Below are 15830 nucleotides of genomic sequence, written 5' to 3' on the forward strand. Positions count from 1 at the left end.
GCCATCAATTCCAGAACGCAGAATAGATCTGCCGCACCCACCCCATGCTGGATGGCTGATTAGCGGTCTTCGGCACATCAAGACGTGGATCGATCTGTCCAACTACGTCCATGTCATCCAGGGTCATGTCTGTCGTGAATTTTGCAGCCAGGCCCTTCATTGCAAGGTTTCCGGCGAGGAAGCGGAAATAAATCAGCCGGACACGCTGATCCTGTGCTTCCCCGATGATCCGGCGAAGCAGAACGGTGCCAAGGCCGCGCCGCCGCCATGGCTTTTCAACGCTCAACGCAATTTCGGCCACGCGATGCCCTGCCATGGGCCGAAGTTCTGCAGTACCGCGCACCACACCGTTTTCGAGATGAGCAACAATCGAGGTGCTGAGAGCGCGGGTTGTGTTCACATACTGCCGGATGAAGCGGTCTCCCGCCTCCATGCTAAAGCGGTCCTGGCGACAGGACGGAGCCAGGCGAAGCAGATGATCCTGAAAAAGGCCGAGTTGATCCGCGCCGAGCGTTCGAACCTCGGATTGCAAAGAAGCTGTTTGATACTGGCCCAAAGGCTCAGCAAAGAGGGGTGCAACTGTTCGAGCCACGGCCACAAGGATCCCAACAACACAGTAGCCAGCCCCCCAAACCGGCAAGAGAAGAACGCTCTATACTGAATAATGTAATCAGGTTTCAATACTGCTAGTCGAAACACGTTGTAGTTTTTGGCATTCACGCATGATCTGGGTTAAGACGTCTGGTGGCGGACATGCGGAATGAGGATTGATTCGAAATGCGACAATACTGGAAGGTGGCCTTGGCGGTCGGGCTGGTTGTGACCACGGCGGGATGCCAGCGTCTGACCGGCGGGGGAAACTACGCGGCACCACTTCCTGCAACACCGACCACTCCTGTTGGTCAAGGCACCTTGCAACCGATTGACGCCGGTGCTCCGCCTCCGGGCCAGATTGTCAGCGAGCCGACCACTGCCGAGCCGGTCAACCTTGCAACCAATCCGGTGCCAGAGCCCTCTGCCGCTCTGGAAATTGGTCGAAGCGACATGTTGGGCGGCTGGAAGCTGGCGGCCGGCGGAGACAACTGCATGGCATTCATGACGCTGACTTCATGGGAAGGTGGCTATCGCGCCAATACTCGTGGTTGCAATTCACCCTCCCTCAAGGGCATCTCTGCATGGAGCCTGACGGGAAAGCAGGTTGTTCTGAAAGCAGCCGGCGGCGATGTTGTGGCGCAACTCTACGCAACTTCCCCCACTCAATTTAATGGGCAGATGTCCACTGGTGGTCAGATTTCTCTGTATCGTTAGCAACTTTAGGTAATTATATCTGGACGGCGCTCTCGCAAGCTGTAAAACTACAGCATGTAAAAAGAGGCTGTGCAACATGTCTAAATATGACCCATTGCGAGAACACCTGGCCCGCCTGGATGATGTCGTCTGGGCAGCCAAGCTAACTGATGTGGAAGAAATACTGGGTTCCAATCTGCCGCGTAGCGCCAGGGAACACAGGACATGGTGGGCCAATTCCGGCGGAAGCCTGGTCCACCAGAATGCCTGGCTGGATGCCGGGTGGCGCGTCGAGCGCACGGATCTGCCCCGTAACGTTGTCGTCTTCCGGCGGTTGCGGATCGGTGGGACCCCGCTGGCAGAAATGAATGGTCGGGCCAATGGCGGTGCCCGTGACAACCGGTCTGCCTCCGAAAAACAACTGTCCAGAACGATGGCCACCTTGCGGCAACCGGTGACGGTCACGCTGCGGGCCGAGTGGACGGCGATGGGGGAAGTGCAGAAGGTTCCGTGCTCCGAAAGCTCCGTTCCTGCCTCCTCCGGCATCATTCGCCTGACGACGCTCAAGGACAATGTTCCCACGACAACCATTCTTCCTGCCAGTGCGGTGCAATCCGTTTATCGGAAAATCCGCATGGCGATGAAGGGGGCGGATGGTGCCGATTGCGGCCAGCTCGATGAAGGTTTCGCGAAAATGCTGAACCTGTCTGAAAGCATTCCCGCCGAATGCGACGTCGTCAAACCCGGCAATGCCTGGATCCTGACCGATGGTCGCGGCCGAAAAGCCAACTTCGATGACGCTGCCGAGCGGGATCTGGTTGCCCAGCTGCTCTACATTCAGGAGCTTCAAAGCGGTCGTGAGGCCACTTTGATCAGGACCTGATCATGATGCGTATGGATTGCTGTGCTGTCGGTCGGCAGTGCAGCGATCTGTAGTTGCGCGGATCAACAGCAAGGTGCGCGTGAATTCATGCGGGCATCCACGACGCTGTCTCTTGTTTGGGGCGACTTGAATCGAAGTTCAGTCCGAGCAAGAAGTGATTCGTTTCGCTGGCAAACTGTTCACGAGTCCAAAGCGATGCTGCCAATTTGATTGGCTGTCACCATGCGTATCGCGTTTTTTCCGTAGTTAGTGAAACCGGTTCATGTCGCGTCGGGAAACGCCGGGCTTTTCGGTCAAGTGACTGAATGGTCAGGAAAAAGGTGCTCTCGAGCTTTTCTGGACAAGGTCACAACATGACACCTGTGCAGGCCAAATCTATTCTTGCATCTGCGACGTTTTGACCTTATTTCGCCGGTAAATGGCAGCGGGCAAGCCTTGGCAATAAGGCGATTGTCCCACTCTGCCAGAACGGGAGCGGTTTCTTGAAGATGGACCTACCGGTTAATCGCGCACTTGCTGCCCGCTACGCCGCTCTGGTGTCTGCGGGTGAAATAACGGAAGATCCCGCTCAACTTGAGGCCGTTTACCAGCTGGACCTGTTGAATACGACGCTTGGCGAAGTTCGCCTTGCCTCCAAGTCCAGTTCTCTCGGATGGATTTTTCGGCGCAACAAGGATCTGTGGAAGACCGTTGAGGGTCTCTACATGTGGGGCGGCGTCGGGCGTGGCAAGACCATGCTCATGGACCTCTTCTTCGAAATCACTGTCATTCGCCGCAAGCGCCGCGCGCATTTCCACGAATTCATGGCCGATGTTCATGATCGCATTCATGACTATCGGCAGCGCTTGAAGCGCGGCGAGGTCAAGGGTGACGATCCGATCCCGCCGGTCGCTGCGCAGATTGCCGAAGAAACACGTCTGTTGTGTTTTGATGAATTCGCGGTGACCGATATTGCCGACGCAATGATCCTCGGTCGCCTCTTTACCCAGTTGTTCGACCGCGGTGTCATTGTCGTCGCAACATCCAATCGCGATCCGATTGATCTCTACAAGGATGGGCTCAATCGGCAACTGTTCCTGCCCTTCATTGAGCTTTTGAAATCAAAGACCAAGGTCATCAAGCTGGATTCGGAGACAGACTACCGGCTTGAGAAGCTCGCTGGAGCGCCGATCTACATCACTCCGCTTGGTGATGAGGCCAAGGAACGGGTCGACGATCTGTGGGCGCGGCTCACTCATGGCGTGAAGCCGCATTCCGAGGAGCTGGAGAACAAGGGACGGAAGATCCCGGTTCGCACGGCCGCAGCCGGTGCGGCGCGGTTCTCGTTTTCCGAGTTGTGCGAACAGCCGCTCGGGGCCAGCGACTACCTGCGCATTGCCCATGCCTACAGCACCGTCTTTCTGGAGAACATTCCGGTGATGGATCGCACGCGGCGCAACGAGGCCAAGCGGTTCATCAATCTCATAGACACTTTGTATGACACGGGAACCAAGCTTGTGGTTTCTGCCGATGCCGAGCCGACCGGTTTGTATATCTCCGGTGATGGCACGGAAGCGTTTGAATTTGATCGCACGGCATCCCGCCTCATCGAAATGAGGTCCGAGGCTTATCTTGCGGGTGAAACGAGGCGAGAGCAATCCAAGGTATAGTTACCGTTAAGGGAATGTACCATGAAGGGAATTTTATAAAAAGTATGACAGATCACGCGCAATATCCTTTTGACGAGGTTGCGCGCGGGAAACAAAGGGAGTAGTGCCATCTGTAGTCATCTAAAGATGGCATAAGTTCCATCTTACGTAAAGGGAAACTTTCGGACATGGCGCGGAACAAAATTGCCTTGATCGGCTCTGGTCAAATCGGCGGCACGCTTGCTCACCTGGCGGGCCTGAAGGAACTCGGGGATATCGTTCTTTTTGACATCGCGGAAGGCGTGCCTCAGGGCAAGGCGCTCGACCTCGCCGAAAGCTCCCCGGTCGATGGCTTCGATGCGAAGCTCGGCGGCGCGAATGACTACGCTGCGATCGAAGGCTCCGACGTTGTTATCGTAACCGCAGGCGTGCCGCGCAAGCCGGGCATGAGCCGCGACGATCTTCTCGAAATCAACCTCAAGGTCATGGAGCAGGTCGGCGCAGGCATTGCCAAATACGCACCGAACGCGTTTGTCATCTGCATCACCAATCCGCTCGATGCGATGGTTTGGGCCCTGCAGAAGTTCTCCGGTCTGCCGAAGAACAAGGTTGTCGGCATGGCCGGCGTTCTGGACAGCGCCCGCTTCCGCTACTTCCTTGCCGACGAGTTCAACGTCTCCGTTGAAGACGTCACCGCATTCGTTCTGGGCGGTCATGGCGACACGATGGTTCCGCTGACCCGCTACTCCACCGTTGCCGGTATCCCGCTGACCGATCTGGTCAAGATGGGCTGGCTCACTTCCGAGCGTCTGGAAGAAATCGTCCAGCGCACTCGTGATGGCGGCGCGGAAATCGTCAGCCTGCTGAAAACCGGTTCTGCATTCTATGCTCCGGCTGCAGCTGCAATCACGATGGCGGAAAGCTATCTGAAGGACAAGAAGCGCGTTCTGCCTTGTGCAGCAGCTCTTGATGGCCAGTATGGCCTGAAAGACACCTATGTGGGTGTTCCGGTTGTGATCGGTGCCGATGGCGTCGAGCGCATCATCGAAATCGACATGAACGGCGACGAGAAGTCCATGTTCGAGAAGTCGGTTGCCGCCGTCGACGGTCTTGTCGAGGCCTGCAAGAAGATCCAGCCGGCGCTGGCATAAGCGCCGCCGCCAATTCTTAGTCGGCCGCCCCTTGAGGGGCGGTCCTCCGAACAGAAACGGGGGAACACATGAATATCCATGAATATCAGGCCAAGGCGGTTCTGAAGGAATATGGCGCACCGGTTGCTGAAGGTGTTGCCATCTTCTCCGCCGATGAAGCCGAGGCAGCTGCAAAGAAGCTTCCCGGACCGCTTTGGGTCGTGAAGTCCCAGATCCACGCAGGTGGACGCGGCAAGGGCAAGTTCAAGGAACTGGCCGCTGACGCAAAGGGCGGTGTCCGCCTTGCATTTTCTCTGGAGGAAGTAACCTCCCATGCCAAGGAAATGCTCGGCAACACGCTGGTCACCAAGCAGACCGGTGATGCAGGCAAGGTCGTCAACCGTCTCTATATCGAAGACGGCGCTGACATCGAGCGTGAACTGTATCTCTCCATTCTGGTCGATCGCACCGTTGGCCGACCGGCTTTCGTCGTCTCGACCGAAGGCGGCATGGACATTGAGGCCGTTGCCGAAGAGACACCGGAAAAGATCCATAACCTGCCGATCGATCCTGATACCGGCGTTACGGAAGCAAACGCCAAGCAGCTTTGCGACTGGCTGAAGCTGGACGGCGTGGCTCGTGAAGACGGCATGAAGCTGTTCCCGATCCTGCACAAGGCCTTTGTCGAAAAGGACATGGCGCTTCTGGAAGTGAACCCGCTGATCGTCATGAAGGATGGTCGCCTGCGTGTTCTCGATGCCAAGGTCTCCTTCGACGGCAACGCCCTGTTCCGCCACGATGACATCATGGCGCTGCGCGACGAGACCGAAGAAGACGCCAAGGAAATCGAAGCGTCCAAGTACGATCTCGCCTACGTTGCTCTCGATGGCGACATCGGCTGCATGGTCAACGGCGCAGGCCTTGCCATGGCAACCATGGACATCATCAAGCTCTACGGTGCAGAGCCGGCAAACTTCCTCGACGTTGGTGGCGGTGCTTCCAAGGAGAAGGTGACGGCAGCGTTCAAGATCATCACCTCCGATCCGAACGTGAAGGGCATCCTGGTCAACATCTTCGGTGGCATCATGCGCTGCGACGTGATCGCGGAAGGCGTGATTGCAGCGGTTCAGGAAGTCGGCCTCAAGGTTCCGCTTGTTGTGCGCCTGGAAGGCACCAACGTGGAACTCGGCAAGAAGATCATCAATGAAAGCGGTCTGAACGTGATCGCAGCAGATGACCTCGACGACGCCGCCCAGAAAATCGTGAAAGCCGTGAAGGGGGGCGCATAATGTCCATCCTCGTCAATAAAGACACGAAAATCATCGTTCAGGGCCTGACCGGCAAGACCGGTACGTTCCACACGGAACAGGCTCTCCAGTACTACGGCACCCAGATGGTGGCCGGCGTTCACCCGAAGAAGGGTGGCGAAAGCTGGACGTCCGGTCTTGATGCCGATGCCAAGCTTCCGATCTTTGCCACAGTTGGCGAAGCGCGCGAGGCAACTGGTGCAGATGCATCGGTGATTTACGTTCCGCCGGCAGGCGCGGGCGCAGCGATCATCGAAGCGATCGAAGCGGAAGTTCCGTTCATCGTCTGCATCACCGAAGGCATCCCGGTTGCCGACATGGTCAAGGTCAAGGCGCGTCTGGAGAAGTCCAAGTCCCGTCTCCTCGGTCCGAACTGCCCGGGTATCCTGACCCCTGAAGAGTGCAAGATCGGCATCATGCCGGGCTCCATCTTCAAGAAGGGCTCTGTGGGTGTTGTCTCCCGCTCCGGCACGCTGACCTATGAAGCCGTGTTCCAGACGTCCAATGCTGGTCTCGGCCAGACAACGGCGGTTGGCATCGGCGGCGACCCGGTCAAGGGAACCGAGTTCATCGACGTCCTGGAAATGTTCCTGGCCGATGACGAGACCCAGTCCATCATCATGATCGGTGAAATCGGCGGCTCTGCGGAAGAAGAAGCAGCCCAGTTCCTGAAGGATGAGGCCAAGAAGGGCCGCAAGAAGCCGATGGCTGGCTTCATTGCAGGTCGTACGGCGCCTCCGGGCCGCACCATGGGTCACGCAGGTGCCGTGATCTCCGGTGGCAAGGGCGGTGCTGAAGACAAGATCGCAGCGATGGAAGAGGCCGGCATCAAGGTTTCTCCGTCTCCGGCGAAGCTTGGCGAAACCCTTCTGGAAGTCCTCAAGGGCTAACAGTGGACTAAATTGGCAGGGTGGTCGTTAGATGTTTACGATTGCCCTGCCTTGATGACAGGATGCGAATGTGGCGCGCAATGGCGTGCCGCGCTCGGAAGTTGAGGGGGTCGGCGTCCCTCGGACGTTGGCCTGAAAAGGAACCGGGTGCGGACAGTTTCTTGTTGTCCGCCAGAACATAAGGGCGGAGCAAACCTCCGCTGGAGAGACATGGCACGGCAGGAAGCGAACCAACAATTCGCACTGACGTCGTTGCTTTACGGCGCCAACGCAGCCTATATCGAAGAGCTCTACGCAAGTTATAAAACCGATCCGAACTCGGTCGATGCCGAGTGGCAGGAGTTTTTTGCGGCTTTTCAAGATGAAAAGGACGCCGTGCTCAAGGAAGCACGCGGCGCTCCGTGGAAGCGCAAGGACTGGCCGGTCGAGGCAAGCGGCGACCTCGTCAACGCGTTTGATGGCAACTGGGGTCCAATCGAGCAGAAACTCGGCGACAAGCTGAAGAAGAAGGCCGAAGGCAAGGGCGCACCCGTATCCGACGCTGAAGTGCATCAGGCAACGCGCGACTCCGTCCGCGCTCTCATGATGATCCGTGCCTATCGCATGCGCGGTCACCTGCATGCCGATCTCGATCCCCTCGGACTGAGCACCAAGGGTGATCACGAGGAACTGCATCCGTCTTCCTACGGCTTCACGGAAGCTGATTGGGACCGCAAGATCTTCATCGACCATGTTCTCGGGCTGGAATATGCCACGCTCCGGGAAATGCTGGACATCCTGAAGCGCACCTATTGCTCGACCCTTGGTGTCGAGTTCATGCACATTTCCGATCCGGCGGCAAAGTCCTGGATCCAGCAGCGCATCGAAGGTCCGGACAAGCAGGTCGCATTCACCGCGCAGGGCAAGAAAGCGATCCTCAACAAGCTGATCGAGGCTGAAGGCTTCGAGAAGTTCCTGGATGTGAAATACACCGGCACGAAGCGTTTCGGTCTTGATGGTGGCGAAGCGCTGATCCCGGCGCTGGAGCAGATCATCAAGCGCGGCGGTCAACTCGGCCTCAAGGACATCGTTCTTGGCATGGCGCACCGTGGCCGCCTCAACGTTCTGACACAGGTGATGGGCAAGCCCCACCGCGCTGTCTTCCACGAGTTCAAGGGCGGCTCCTATGCGCCGGACGAAGTGGAAGGTTCCGGCGACGTGAAATATCACCTCGGTGCGTCCTCTGACCGCATCTTCGACGAAAACAAGGTTCACTTGTCTCTTACGGCAAACCCGTCGCATCTTGAAATCGTCAACCCGGTGGTGCTCGGCAAGGCCCGTGCAAAGCAGGACCAGCTCTCCGCAAAGGATGGCCGTTTCATCGAAACGACCGAAGTGGACCGCACTAATGTTCTGCCGTTGCTGCTGCATGGTGATGCGGCTTTCGCCGGTCAGGGTGTTGTTGCAGAGTGCTTTGGCCTGTCTGCGCTGCGCGGTCACCGTACCGGCGGTTCGATCCATGTGATCATCAACAACCAGATCGGCTTTACGACGAACCCGCGCTTCTCGCGCTCTTCTCCGTATCCGTCCGACATGGCCAAGGTGATCGAGTCTCCGATCCTGCACGTCAATGCGGATGATCCGGAAGCAGTGGTATTTGCGGCCAAGGTTGCCATCGAATACCGCCAGACCTTCGGTCGCCCGGTCGTCATCGACATGATCTGCTACCGCCGCTTTGGTCACAACGAAGGCGACGAGCCGGCGTTCACGCAGCCGATCATGTACCGCAAGATCCGCAAGCACCCGACCACGCTGCAGCTCTATTCCGACCGTCTGGTCAAGGAAGGCGTCGTTACGGCTGATGAAGTCGAACAGATGAAAGCCGCATGGCGCTCCCATCTGGATACGGAATTTGATTCCGGAAACGCCTTCAAGCCGAACAAGGCCGACTGGCTCGACGGCAAATGGGCCGGCATGAAGCGCGCCAAGGATGAAGATGATCCGCGTCGTGGCCAGACCGGTGTGCCGATTGATGAGCTGAAGGAACTGGGCCGCGCCCTGACACACGTTCCGGAAGGTTTCAACATTCACCGCACGATCGACCGTTTCATGAAAAATCGTGAGCGCATGATCGAAACCGGTGAAGGCATCGACTGGGCAACTGCAGAGGCTTTGGCCTTCGGCACCTTGATGAGGGAAGGCCATCCCGTGCGTCTGTCCGGTCAGGACTGCGAACGCGGCACCTTCTCCCAGCGCCATTCGGTTCTGTATGATCAGGAAAATGAAACCCGCTACATTCCGCTGAACAACCTCGGTGAGGGAGCCGAGCGGTATGAAGTGATCAACTCCATGCTGTCGGAAGAAGCGGTTCTTGGCTTCGAATACGGCTATTCGCTGGCGGAACCGAACGGTCTGACCATGTGGGAAGCCCAGTTCGGTGACTTTGCCAACGGCGCACAGGTCCTCTTCGATCAGTTCATCTCGTCCGGTGAACGCAAGTGGCTGCGCATGTCCGGTCTCGTCTGCCTCCTGCCGCATGGCTATGAAGGTCAGGGACCGGAACACTCCTCCGCCCGTCTGGAGCGTTTCCTCCAGCTGTGTGCGGAAGACAACATGCAGGTTGCCAACTGCACGACCCCGTCGAACTACTTCCACATCCTGCGTCGTCAGCTGAAGCGTGACATTCGCAAGCCCTTGATCCTGATGACGCCGAAGTCGCTGCTCCGCCACAAGCGGGCGGTGTCCAAGCTGTCGGAACTGGGCGCGGATTCCACCTTCCACCGTCTCCTTTGGGACGATGCGGAAATGGGAACCTCGGAAACCAAGCTGGTTGCCGACGACAAGATCCGTCGCGTCGTCCTGTGCTCCGGCAAGGTCTATTTCGATCTTCTGGAAGAACGCGAGAAGCGCGGTATCGATGACATCTACCTGATGCGCGTCGAGCAGCTCTATCCGTTCCCGAAGAAGGCCCTGACCCACGAACTGAACCGGTTCCGGAACGCCACAGACATCGTCTGGTGTCAGGAAGAACCGAAGAACATGGGCAGCTGGTTCTTTGTGGAGCCTTACATCGAGTGGGTCCTCGACCAGATCGGGCACAAGATCAAACGTCCTCGCTACACGGGGCGCGATGCAATGGCGTCGACCGCAACAGGTCTGATGTCGGCGCATTTGGCGCAGCTCCAGGCGTTCCTGGACGACACCCTGTCCGATTGATGATCAAGTGGGGGCGAACCCGCCCCCAACCGTTTTTGGCCAAGGCTAGATTTTAAGAGAAGGCAACCATGGCAACCGAAATCCGCGTCCCTACCCTGGGCGAATCCGTATCCGAAGCCACCATTGCTCAATGGTTCAAGAAGCCGGGCGACGCGATCACCGCCGACGAGCCGATCGTGGAACTGGAAACCGACAAGGTGACCGTTGAGGTTCCGGCCCCTGCTTCCGGCGTTCTGGAAAGCATTGTCGTGAACGAAGGCGATACCGTTGAAGTTGGCGCACTGCTCGGCCAGATCGCTGACGGTGCAGGTGCAGCAGCTGCTCCGGCCGCTGCCAAGCCAGCACCGGCTGCCGCTCCTGCAGCAGCATCTGGCGGTAACGTTGTTGACGTCGTAACCCCGAGCGCAGGCGAGTCCGTCACTGAGGCGGAAGTCGGCGAGTGGAGCGTCAAGGTTGGCGATGTGGTCAAGGCCGACGACACGCTCGTCGAGCTGGAAACCGACAAGGCCGCCCAGGAAGTTCCGGCCCCGGTTGCCGGGACGATCGTCAAGATCGCCGCTGCCACTGGCGCAACAGTTGAGCCGGGTACTCTGCTCTGCCAGATCGACACGTCTGGCGCTGCTGCTGCTCCTGCCGCAAGCGCACCGGTCCCCGCTGCTACCCCCTCAGCAAGCGCTGGCACATCCATGCCGCCGGCACCGTCTGCCGCTCGCATGATGGCGGAAAAAGGCATTGCGGCTGATCAGGTTGCCGGTTCGGGCAAGCGCGGTCAGGTGCTCAAGGGTGACGTTATTGTAGCCGCTGCTGCGGGCATCTCCGCTCCGGCGCCGCAGGCAGCTGCTGCCCCGCGTGGCCCGGTTGTCGCCGCTGACGAAGTGCGCGAAGAGCGCGTGCGCATGACCAAGCTGCGCCAGACCATCGCGCGCCGCCTGAAGGACGCCCAGAACACGGCTGCCATGCTCACCACTTACAACGAAGTGGACATGGGCCCGGTCATGGAACTGCGCAAGCAGTACAAGGACCTGTTCGAGAAGAAGCATGGCGTGAAGCTCGGCTTCATGGGTTTCTTCACCAAGGCTGTCTGCCACGCTCTGAAGGAAATCCCGGCTGTGAACGCCGAGATTGACGGCACGGACATCATCTACAAGAACTTTGCGCATATCGGCGTTGCCGTTGGCACGGACAAGGGTCTTGTGGTTCCGGTCGTGCGTGATGCCGACCAGATGTCCATCGCAGAGATCGAGCAGGAAATCGGCAACCTCGGCAAGAAGGCTCGTGACGGCAAGCTCGGCATGGCCGACATGACCGGCGGCACCTTCACCATCTCCAACGGCGGTGTCTATGGCTCGCTGATGTCTTCGCCGATCCTGAATGCACCGCAGTCCGGTATTCTGGGCATGCACAAGATCCAGGAACGTCCGATGGCCGTGAACGGTCAGGTCGTCATCCGTCCGATGATGTATCTGGCCCTGTCCTATGACCACCGGATTGTCGACGGCAAGGAAGCCGTGACCTTCCTTGTTCGCGTCAAGGAAAGCCTGGAAGATCCGCAGCGTCTGGTTCTCGACCTCTAAGGTCGGGACCTCCGGGAGGACGTCCGCATGAGCATCGAGTTCCTGATCGCCGCCTTCATCGTCGTGCTGATACCCGGCACCGGCGTGGTCTACACGGTTGCGGTCGGACTCGGGAAGGGGCGGCGGGCTTCGCTCGCCGCAGCCCTTGGATGCACCTTCGGCATTCTCCCGGCCATGCTCGCATCCCTTGTCGGTCTGGCAGCCTTGATGCATACCAGTGCACTGGTGTTTCAGACCGTCAAATATGCCGGCGTTGCCTATCTGCTCTATCTGGCCTGGCAAACCCTTAAGGACAGTGGTCCTATGGATCTGAAGGCAGATCGTGGCGGCCCCTCCGGCTTCCTGAAAGTCGCCACAACAGGCGCTCTCATCAACGTGCTGAACCCCAAGCTCACCGTCTTCTTCCTTGCCTTCCTGCCGCAGTTCATCGTGCCGGGAAGCGGGAGTGAAACCAGCCAGATGGCGGCCATGGGTGCGGTTTTCATGGCGATGACCTTTGCCGTGTTTGTGGTGTATGGGCAATTTGCGGCAGCGGTTGGAGACAAGGTGCTTTCCAATGAGCGGGTGCTCACCTGGATGCGTCGGTCCGTTGCGGCGGCCTTTGCAGGGTTTGGCCTGCGTCTGGCGCTGAGCGAGCGGTAACGAGTTTGAATTTTCCGCGGCTTTTGCCGCGGTTCCTTTAGGTGGTTTTGCCCGCACTGCCGGGCGAAAAACGAGACAAGAACAAAGGCGATAAAATGGCCCAATATGATGTTGTCGTCATCGGAACCGGCCCCGGGGGCTATGTGTGCGCGATCAAGGCGGCCCAGCTCGGATTGAAAACCGCGGTCGTTGAAAAGCGGGCAACGCTCGGCGGCACCTGCCTCAACATCGGCTGCATTCCCTCAAAGGCGCTTCTGCATGCGTCCGAAATGTTCTCCGAAGCCGGTCACGGTTTTGAAAAGCTCGGCATCAAGGTGTCCAAGCCCAAGCTCGACCTTCCGGCCATGATGCAGCACAAGTCCGACGTGGTCGACGCCAATGTCAGCGGTGTTGCCTTCCTGATGAAGAAGAACAAGATCGACGTGCATCAAGGCGCGGGCAAGATCCTTGGTCAGGGCAAGGTTGAAGTGACCGCCGAAGACGGCTCCGTCTCCACCATCGAGACGAAGAACATCGTCATTGCCACCGGCTCTGATGTCATGCCGCTGCTGGGCATCGAGATTGACGAAAAGCAGGTGGTGTCTTCCACCGGCGCGCTGGAACTGGAAAAGGTTCCGGGCAAGATGATCGTCGTTGGCGGCGGTGTCATCGGCCTCGAACTCGGCTCCGTCTGGAACCGTCTTGGCTCGGAAGTCACCGTGGTCGAGTTCATGGACAAGATCCTTGGCCCGATGGACGGCGACGTTTCCAAGAACTTCAACCGCATGCTGAAGAAGCAGGGCATGTCCTTCAAGCTCTCGTCCAAGGTCACGGGCGTTGAAAAGAAGGGCAAGGGTCTTGCAGTCACCGTTGAACCGGCCAAGGGCGGAAATCCGGAAGTGCTGGAAGCCGACGTGGTGCTGGTCGCCATTGGCCGCCGTCCCTACACCGAAGGCCTCGGCCTTGATGGTGCCGGCGTTGCCCTCGACGAGCGTGGCCGCGTTGCCATCGACGCGCATTTCAAGACCAATGTCGACGGCATCTACGCCATCGGCGACGTGGTCGCAGGCCCGATGCTCGCTCACAAGGCGGAAGACGAAGGCGTTGCGCTGGCCGAAATCCTCGCCGGACAGATCGGTCATGTGAACTACGACATCATCCCGGGCGTGGTTTACACCCAGCCAGAAGTCGCCTCTGTCGGCAAGACGGAAGAAGAACTTAAGGCCGCCGGCGTTGCCTACAAGGTCGGCAAGTTCAACTTCTCCGCCAATGGCCGTGCGCGCGCCATGAACTACACCGACGGCTTTGCCAAGGTTCTGGCCGACGCGGAAACCGACCGCGTTCTGGGCGTTCACATCGTCGGCTTCGGCGCTGGTGAAATGATCCACGAAGCGGCCGTCCTGATGGAATTCGGCGGCTCGTCCGAAGACCTCGGTCGCACCTGCCACGCCCACCCGACCATGTCGGAAGCCGTGAAGGAAGCCGCCATGGGCTGCTTCGCCAAGGCGATCCATTCCTGAGTTTTCAAGGAACTTCAGGACGTTTCAAAACCCGGGGCTATGCTCCGGGTTTTTTGTTTCACTTTTGAAGTGTTTCCCGCGGTGCCGTCCCGGCCTTGCGCCGGGACCCGGAGACCCAGCCCGGTGCCTCGAGTTGGTCCCGTCTCAAGGCCGGGATGCCAACCGCGTTCGTTTGCTATCCCACATCAACTGCCCCAAGCTCCATCTCCACTTGGCTCCATCGTCATCCCCGACTTGATCGGGGATCCATTGAATTCCGGAGCACAACGAAGGGAGCAAACAGTGCTCTGCCACATAGCAATCCCCGCTCCATGGCGCCGACCTGAGTGGCATATTGGGTCCCCGATCAAGTCGGGGATGACGCTCTGTGCGAGGGAGGGTTTCTCAGAGGGCCATGACACCGACCAGTGCCTTTCGGGCCCCTCAACCGATGAGTTCAACATGCCGATGGTCATCACCGGACTTGATCCGGTGATCCATTCCGTGATTCAGCCAGCCCCATGTCTCGCCGATAGATTTCGGTATGGATCCCACGGTCAGGCCGTGGGATGACCAATCGCGGGATGATAAGAAACGCGTGCCGTGATCACACGCCCCTCAATGCTCTCCCTTGCACAGCCCGTGATCCCCGAATGCCTTCAGGACATTGCAGTCGGCGATGGCGTGGGTGCCGGTGCAGCTTTGGGTGATGCGGGTGAGTTCGGCTTCCAGGCTCTGGAGCTGGACGATGCGCATGCGGATGTTTTGAAGCTGTTCGCTCGCAATGCGGTCCGCGTCGGCGCATGGGGCGTCCGGGTGGGCGCTCAGGTCTAAAAGTTCGCGGATCGCGGGCATTGGCAGGCCGAGGTCGCGGCCATGGCGGATGAAGGTCAGGCGCTCCAGATCCCGTTCCGTGTAGCGGCGCTGGTTGCCTTCGGTGCGGATCGGTTCCTCGATCAGGCCTTCTTTCTCGTAATAGCGGATGGTTGGCACTTTCACGCCGGTGCGCCGGGAAAGGTCTCCGATTGAAAAATCCATGCTTTTCTCAGATTTGCTCTTGAACCTATAGTCGCTATAGCAATTACAAGATGGGACAGTCGAAATTGAAACACAAGACTGGAGCCCGAAATGGGAGCAAGTTGCGGACACAATCACAACGCCAGCTTTGACGGCGTGTCTGCCGATTACCGCCGCCGCCTGTGGCTGGTGATCTTCCTCAATGCCGCGATGTTCGTCGTCGAAATGGTGGCGGGTCGCGCGGCCGGATCACAGGCGCTGCAGGCCGATGCGCTGGATTTCTTTGGCGATGCGGTGACCTATGGCATTTCTCTGGCCGTGATCGGCGCGAGCCTGAAGGTTCGGGCAAGCGCGGCGCTCGCCAAGGGCGTCAGCCTGCTGCTCATGGGGCTTTGGGTTGCCGGGTCGACGATCTATCAGGTGCTGGTTCTTGGCCTGCCGCAAGCGGGCGTGATGGGGGCCATCGGCTTTCTGGCGCTGGCCGTCAATGTCGCCAGCGTGCTCATTCTGGTCCGTTACAAGGATGGCGATGCAAATGTGCGATCCGTCTGGCTGTGTTCGCGCAATGATGCCATCGGCAATGTCGCCGTCATGCTGGCAGCGCTCGGCGTCTGGAGCACGACGACAGCCTGGCCGGATCTTGCGGTCGCTGGTCTGATGTCTGTTCTGTTTCTGCAGTCCGCCAGCCAGATCCTCATGCAGGGCTATCGCGAATTTCGAAGCGGCGGGGAGGGCGAACACAGCCACGACCATGCCGATCACCCGGGTCATTCGCATTCTTGACTAGCCAGATCAGGCC

13 protein-coding genes are annotated in these 15830 nt (G+C 58.7%); 11 read left to right on the plus strand and 2 right to left on the minus strand.

From position 1 onward, the window contains the following. Positions 1-4: 4 nt before the first annotated feature. On the minus strand, positions 5-598 hold the full coding sequence (locus F0155_RS06575) for a GNAT family N-acetyltransferase (RefSeq protein WP_342212474.1): 594 nt from the start codon (positions 596-598) through the stop codon (positions 5-7). Between the two features lie 179 nt (positions 599-777). Between F0155_RS06575 and F0155_RS06580 the strand changes: the two genes are divergently transcribed. From F0155_RS06580 to lpdA, 10 genes are all read left to right on the plus strand, one after another. Next, a complete protein-coding gene (locus F0155_RS06580) occupies positions 778-1308 on the plus strand; it encodes a protease inhibitor Inh/omp19 family protein (RefSeq protein ID WP_150523701.1) in 531 nt (176 codons plus the stop codon). Between the two features lie 76 nt (positions 1309-1384). Further along, entirely contained in the window at positions 1385-2170 is a 786-nt protein-coding gene (locus tag F0155_RS06585) for a DUF7662 domain-containing protein (protein WP_150523702.1), read from the plus strand. A 488-nt stretch (positions 2171-2658) separates the two neighbouring features. Continuing rightward, on the plus strand, positions 2659-3819 hold the full coding sequence (gene zapE, locus F0155_RS06590) for a cell division protein ZapE (RefSeq protein ID WP_150523825.1): 1161 nt from the start codon (positions 2659-2661) through the stop codon (positions 3817-3819). Between the two features lie 167 nt (positions 3820-3986). After that, complete coding sequence (gene mdh / locus F0155_RS06595) at positions 3987-4949, plus strand: malate dehydrogenase (protein ID WP_150523703.1); 963 nt, start codon at positions 3987-3989, stop codon at positions 4947-4949. Between the two features lie 68 nt (positions 4950-5017). Then, positions 5018-6217, plus strand: a complete 1200-nt coding sequence (gene sucC, locus F0155_RS06600) for an ADP-forming succinate--CoA ligase subunit beta (protein ID WP_150523704.1) — start codon at positions 5018-5020, stop codon at positions 6215-6217. Further along, positions 6217-7125: a succinate--CoA ligase subunit alpha gene (gene sucD, locus F0155_RS06605; protein WP_150523705.1), complete on the plus strand. Its 909-nt coding sequence runs from the start codon at positions 6217-6219 to the stop codon at positions 7123-7125. The genes sucC and sucD overlap by 1 nt, the downstream gene beginning before the upstream one ends. A gap of 210 nt (positions 7126-7335) precedes the next feature. Then, positions 7336-10320: a 2-oxoglutarate dehydrogenase E1 component gene (locus F0155_RS06610; protein ID WP_150523706.1), complete on the plus strand. Its 2985-nt coding sequence runs from the start codon at positions 7336-7338 to the stop codon at positions 10318-10320. A 68-nt stretch (positions 10321-10388) separates the two neighbouring features. After that, positions 10389-11894: a 2-oxoglutarate dehydrogenase complex dihydrolipoyllysine-residue succinyltransferase gene (gene odhB / locus F0155_RS06615; protein ID WP_150523707.1), complete on the plus strand. Its 1506-nt coding sequence runs from the start codon at positions 10389-10391 to the stop codon at positions 11892-11894. A gap of 27 nt (positions 11895-11921) precedes the next feature. After that, positions 11922-12536 carry a LysE family translocator gene (locus F0155_RS06620; RefSeq protein ID WP_150523708.1) on the plus strand — a complete coding sequence of 205 codons (615 nt, stop codon included), beginning with the start codon at positions 11922-11924 and terminating at the stop codon, positions 12534-12536. A 95-nt stretch (positions 12537-12631) separates the two neighbouring features. After that, on the plus strand, positions 12632-14035 hold the full coding sequence (lpdA, locus tag F0155_RS06625) for a dihydrolipoyl dehydrogenase (RefSeq protein ID WP_150523709.1): 1404 nt from the start codon (positions 12632-12634) through the stop codon (positions 14033-14035). A 597-nt stretch (positions 14036-14632) separates the two neighbouring features. Here the strand turns inward: lpdA and F0155_RS06630 are convergent. Further along, positions 14633-15052: a MerR family transcriptional regulator gene (locus tag F0155_RS06630; protein ID WP_150523710.1), complete on the minus strand. Its 420-nt coding sequence runs from the start codon at positions 15050-15052 to the stop codon at positions 14633-14635. A gap of 90 nt (positions 15053-15142) precedes the next feature. Here F0155_RS06630 and F0155_RS06635 point away from each other — a divergent pair, with 90 nt between their 5' ends. Beyond that, entirely contained in the window at positions 15143-15814 is a 672-nt protein-coding gene (locus tag F0155_RS06635) for a cation efflux transmembrane domain-containing protein (RefSeq protein ID WP_150523711.1), read from the plus strand. The last annotated feature ends 16 nt before the right edge of the window (positions 15815-15830 follow it).

The sequence above is a fragment of the Roseibium sediminis genome, from assembly GCF_008711325.1.
GTDB lineage: Bacteria > Pseudomonadota > Alphaproteobacteria > Rhizobiales > Stappiaceae > Roseibium > Roseibium sediminis.

Bases quoted from the DNA above. Each gene is read 5' to 3' on its own strand.
- F0155_RS06580 (WP_150523701.1), top strand. From the start codon at position 778: ATGCGACAATACTGGAAGGTGGCCTTGGCGGTCGGGCTGGTTGTGACC.
- F0155_RS06585 (WP_150523702.1), top strand. From the start codon at position 1,385: ATGTCTAAATATGACCCATTGCGAGAACACCTGGCCCGCCTGGATGAT.
- zapE (WP_150523825.1), top strand. From the start codon at position 2,659: ATGGACCTACCGGTTAATCGCGCACTTGCTGCCCGCTACGCCGCTCTG.
- mdh (WP_150523703.1), top strand. From the start codon at position 3,987: ATGGCGCGGAACAAAATTGCCTTGATCGGCTCTGGTCAAATCGGCGGC.
- sucC (WP_150523704.1), top strand. From the start codon at position 5,018: ATGAATATCCATGAATATCAGGCCAAGGCGGTTCTGAAGGAATATGGC.
- sucD (WP_150523705.1), top strand. From the start codon at position 6,217: ATGTCCATCCTCGTCAATAAAGACACGAAAATCATCGTTCAGGGCCTG.
- F0155_RS06610 (WP_150523706.1), top strand. From the start codon at position 7,336: ATGGCACGGCAGGAAGCGAACCAACAATTCGCACTGACGTCGTTGCTT.
- odhB (WP_150523707.1), top strand. From the start codon at position 10,389: ATGGCAACCGAAATCCGCGTCCCTACCCTGGGCGAATCCGTATCCGAA.
- F0155_RS06620 (WP_150523708.1), top strand. From the start codon at position 11,922: ATGAGCATCGAGTTCCTGATCGCCGCCTTCATCGTCGTGCTGATACCC.
- lpdA (WP_150523709.1), top strand. From the start codon at position 12,632: ATGGCCCAATATGATGTTGTCGTCATCGGAACCGGCCCCGGGGGCTAT.
- F0155_RS06630 (WP_150523710.1), bottom strand. From the start codon at position 15,052: ATGGATTTTTCAATCGGAGACCTTTCCCGGCGCACCGGCGTGAAAGTG.
- F0155_RS06635 (WP_150523711.1), top strand. From the start codon at position 15,143: ATGGGAGCAAGTTGCGGACACAATCACAACGCCAGCTTTGACGGCGTG.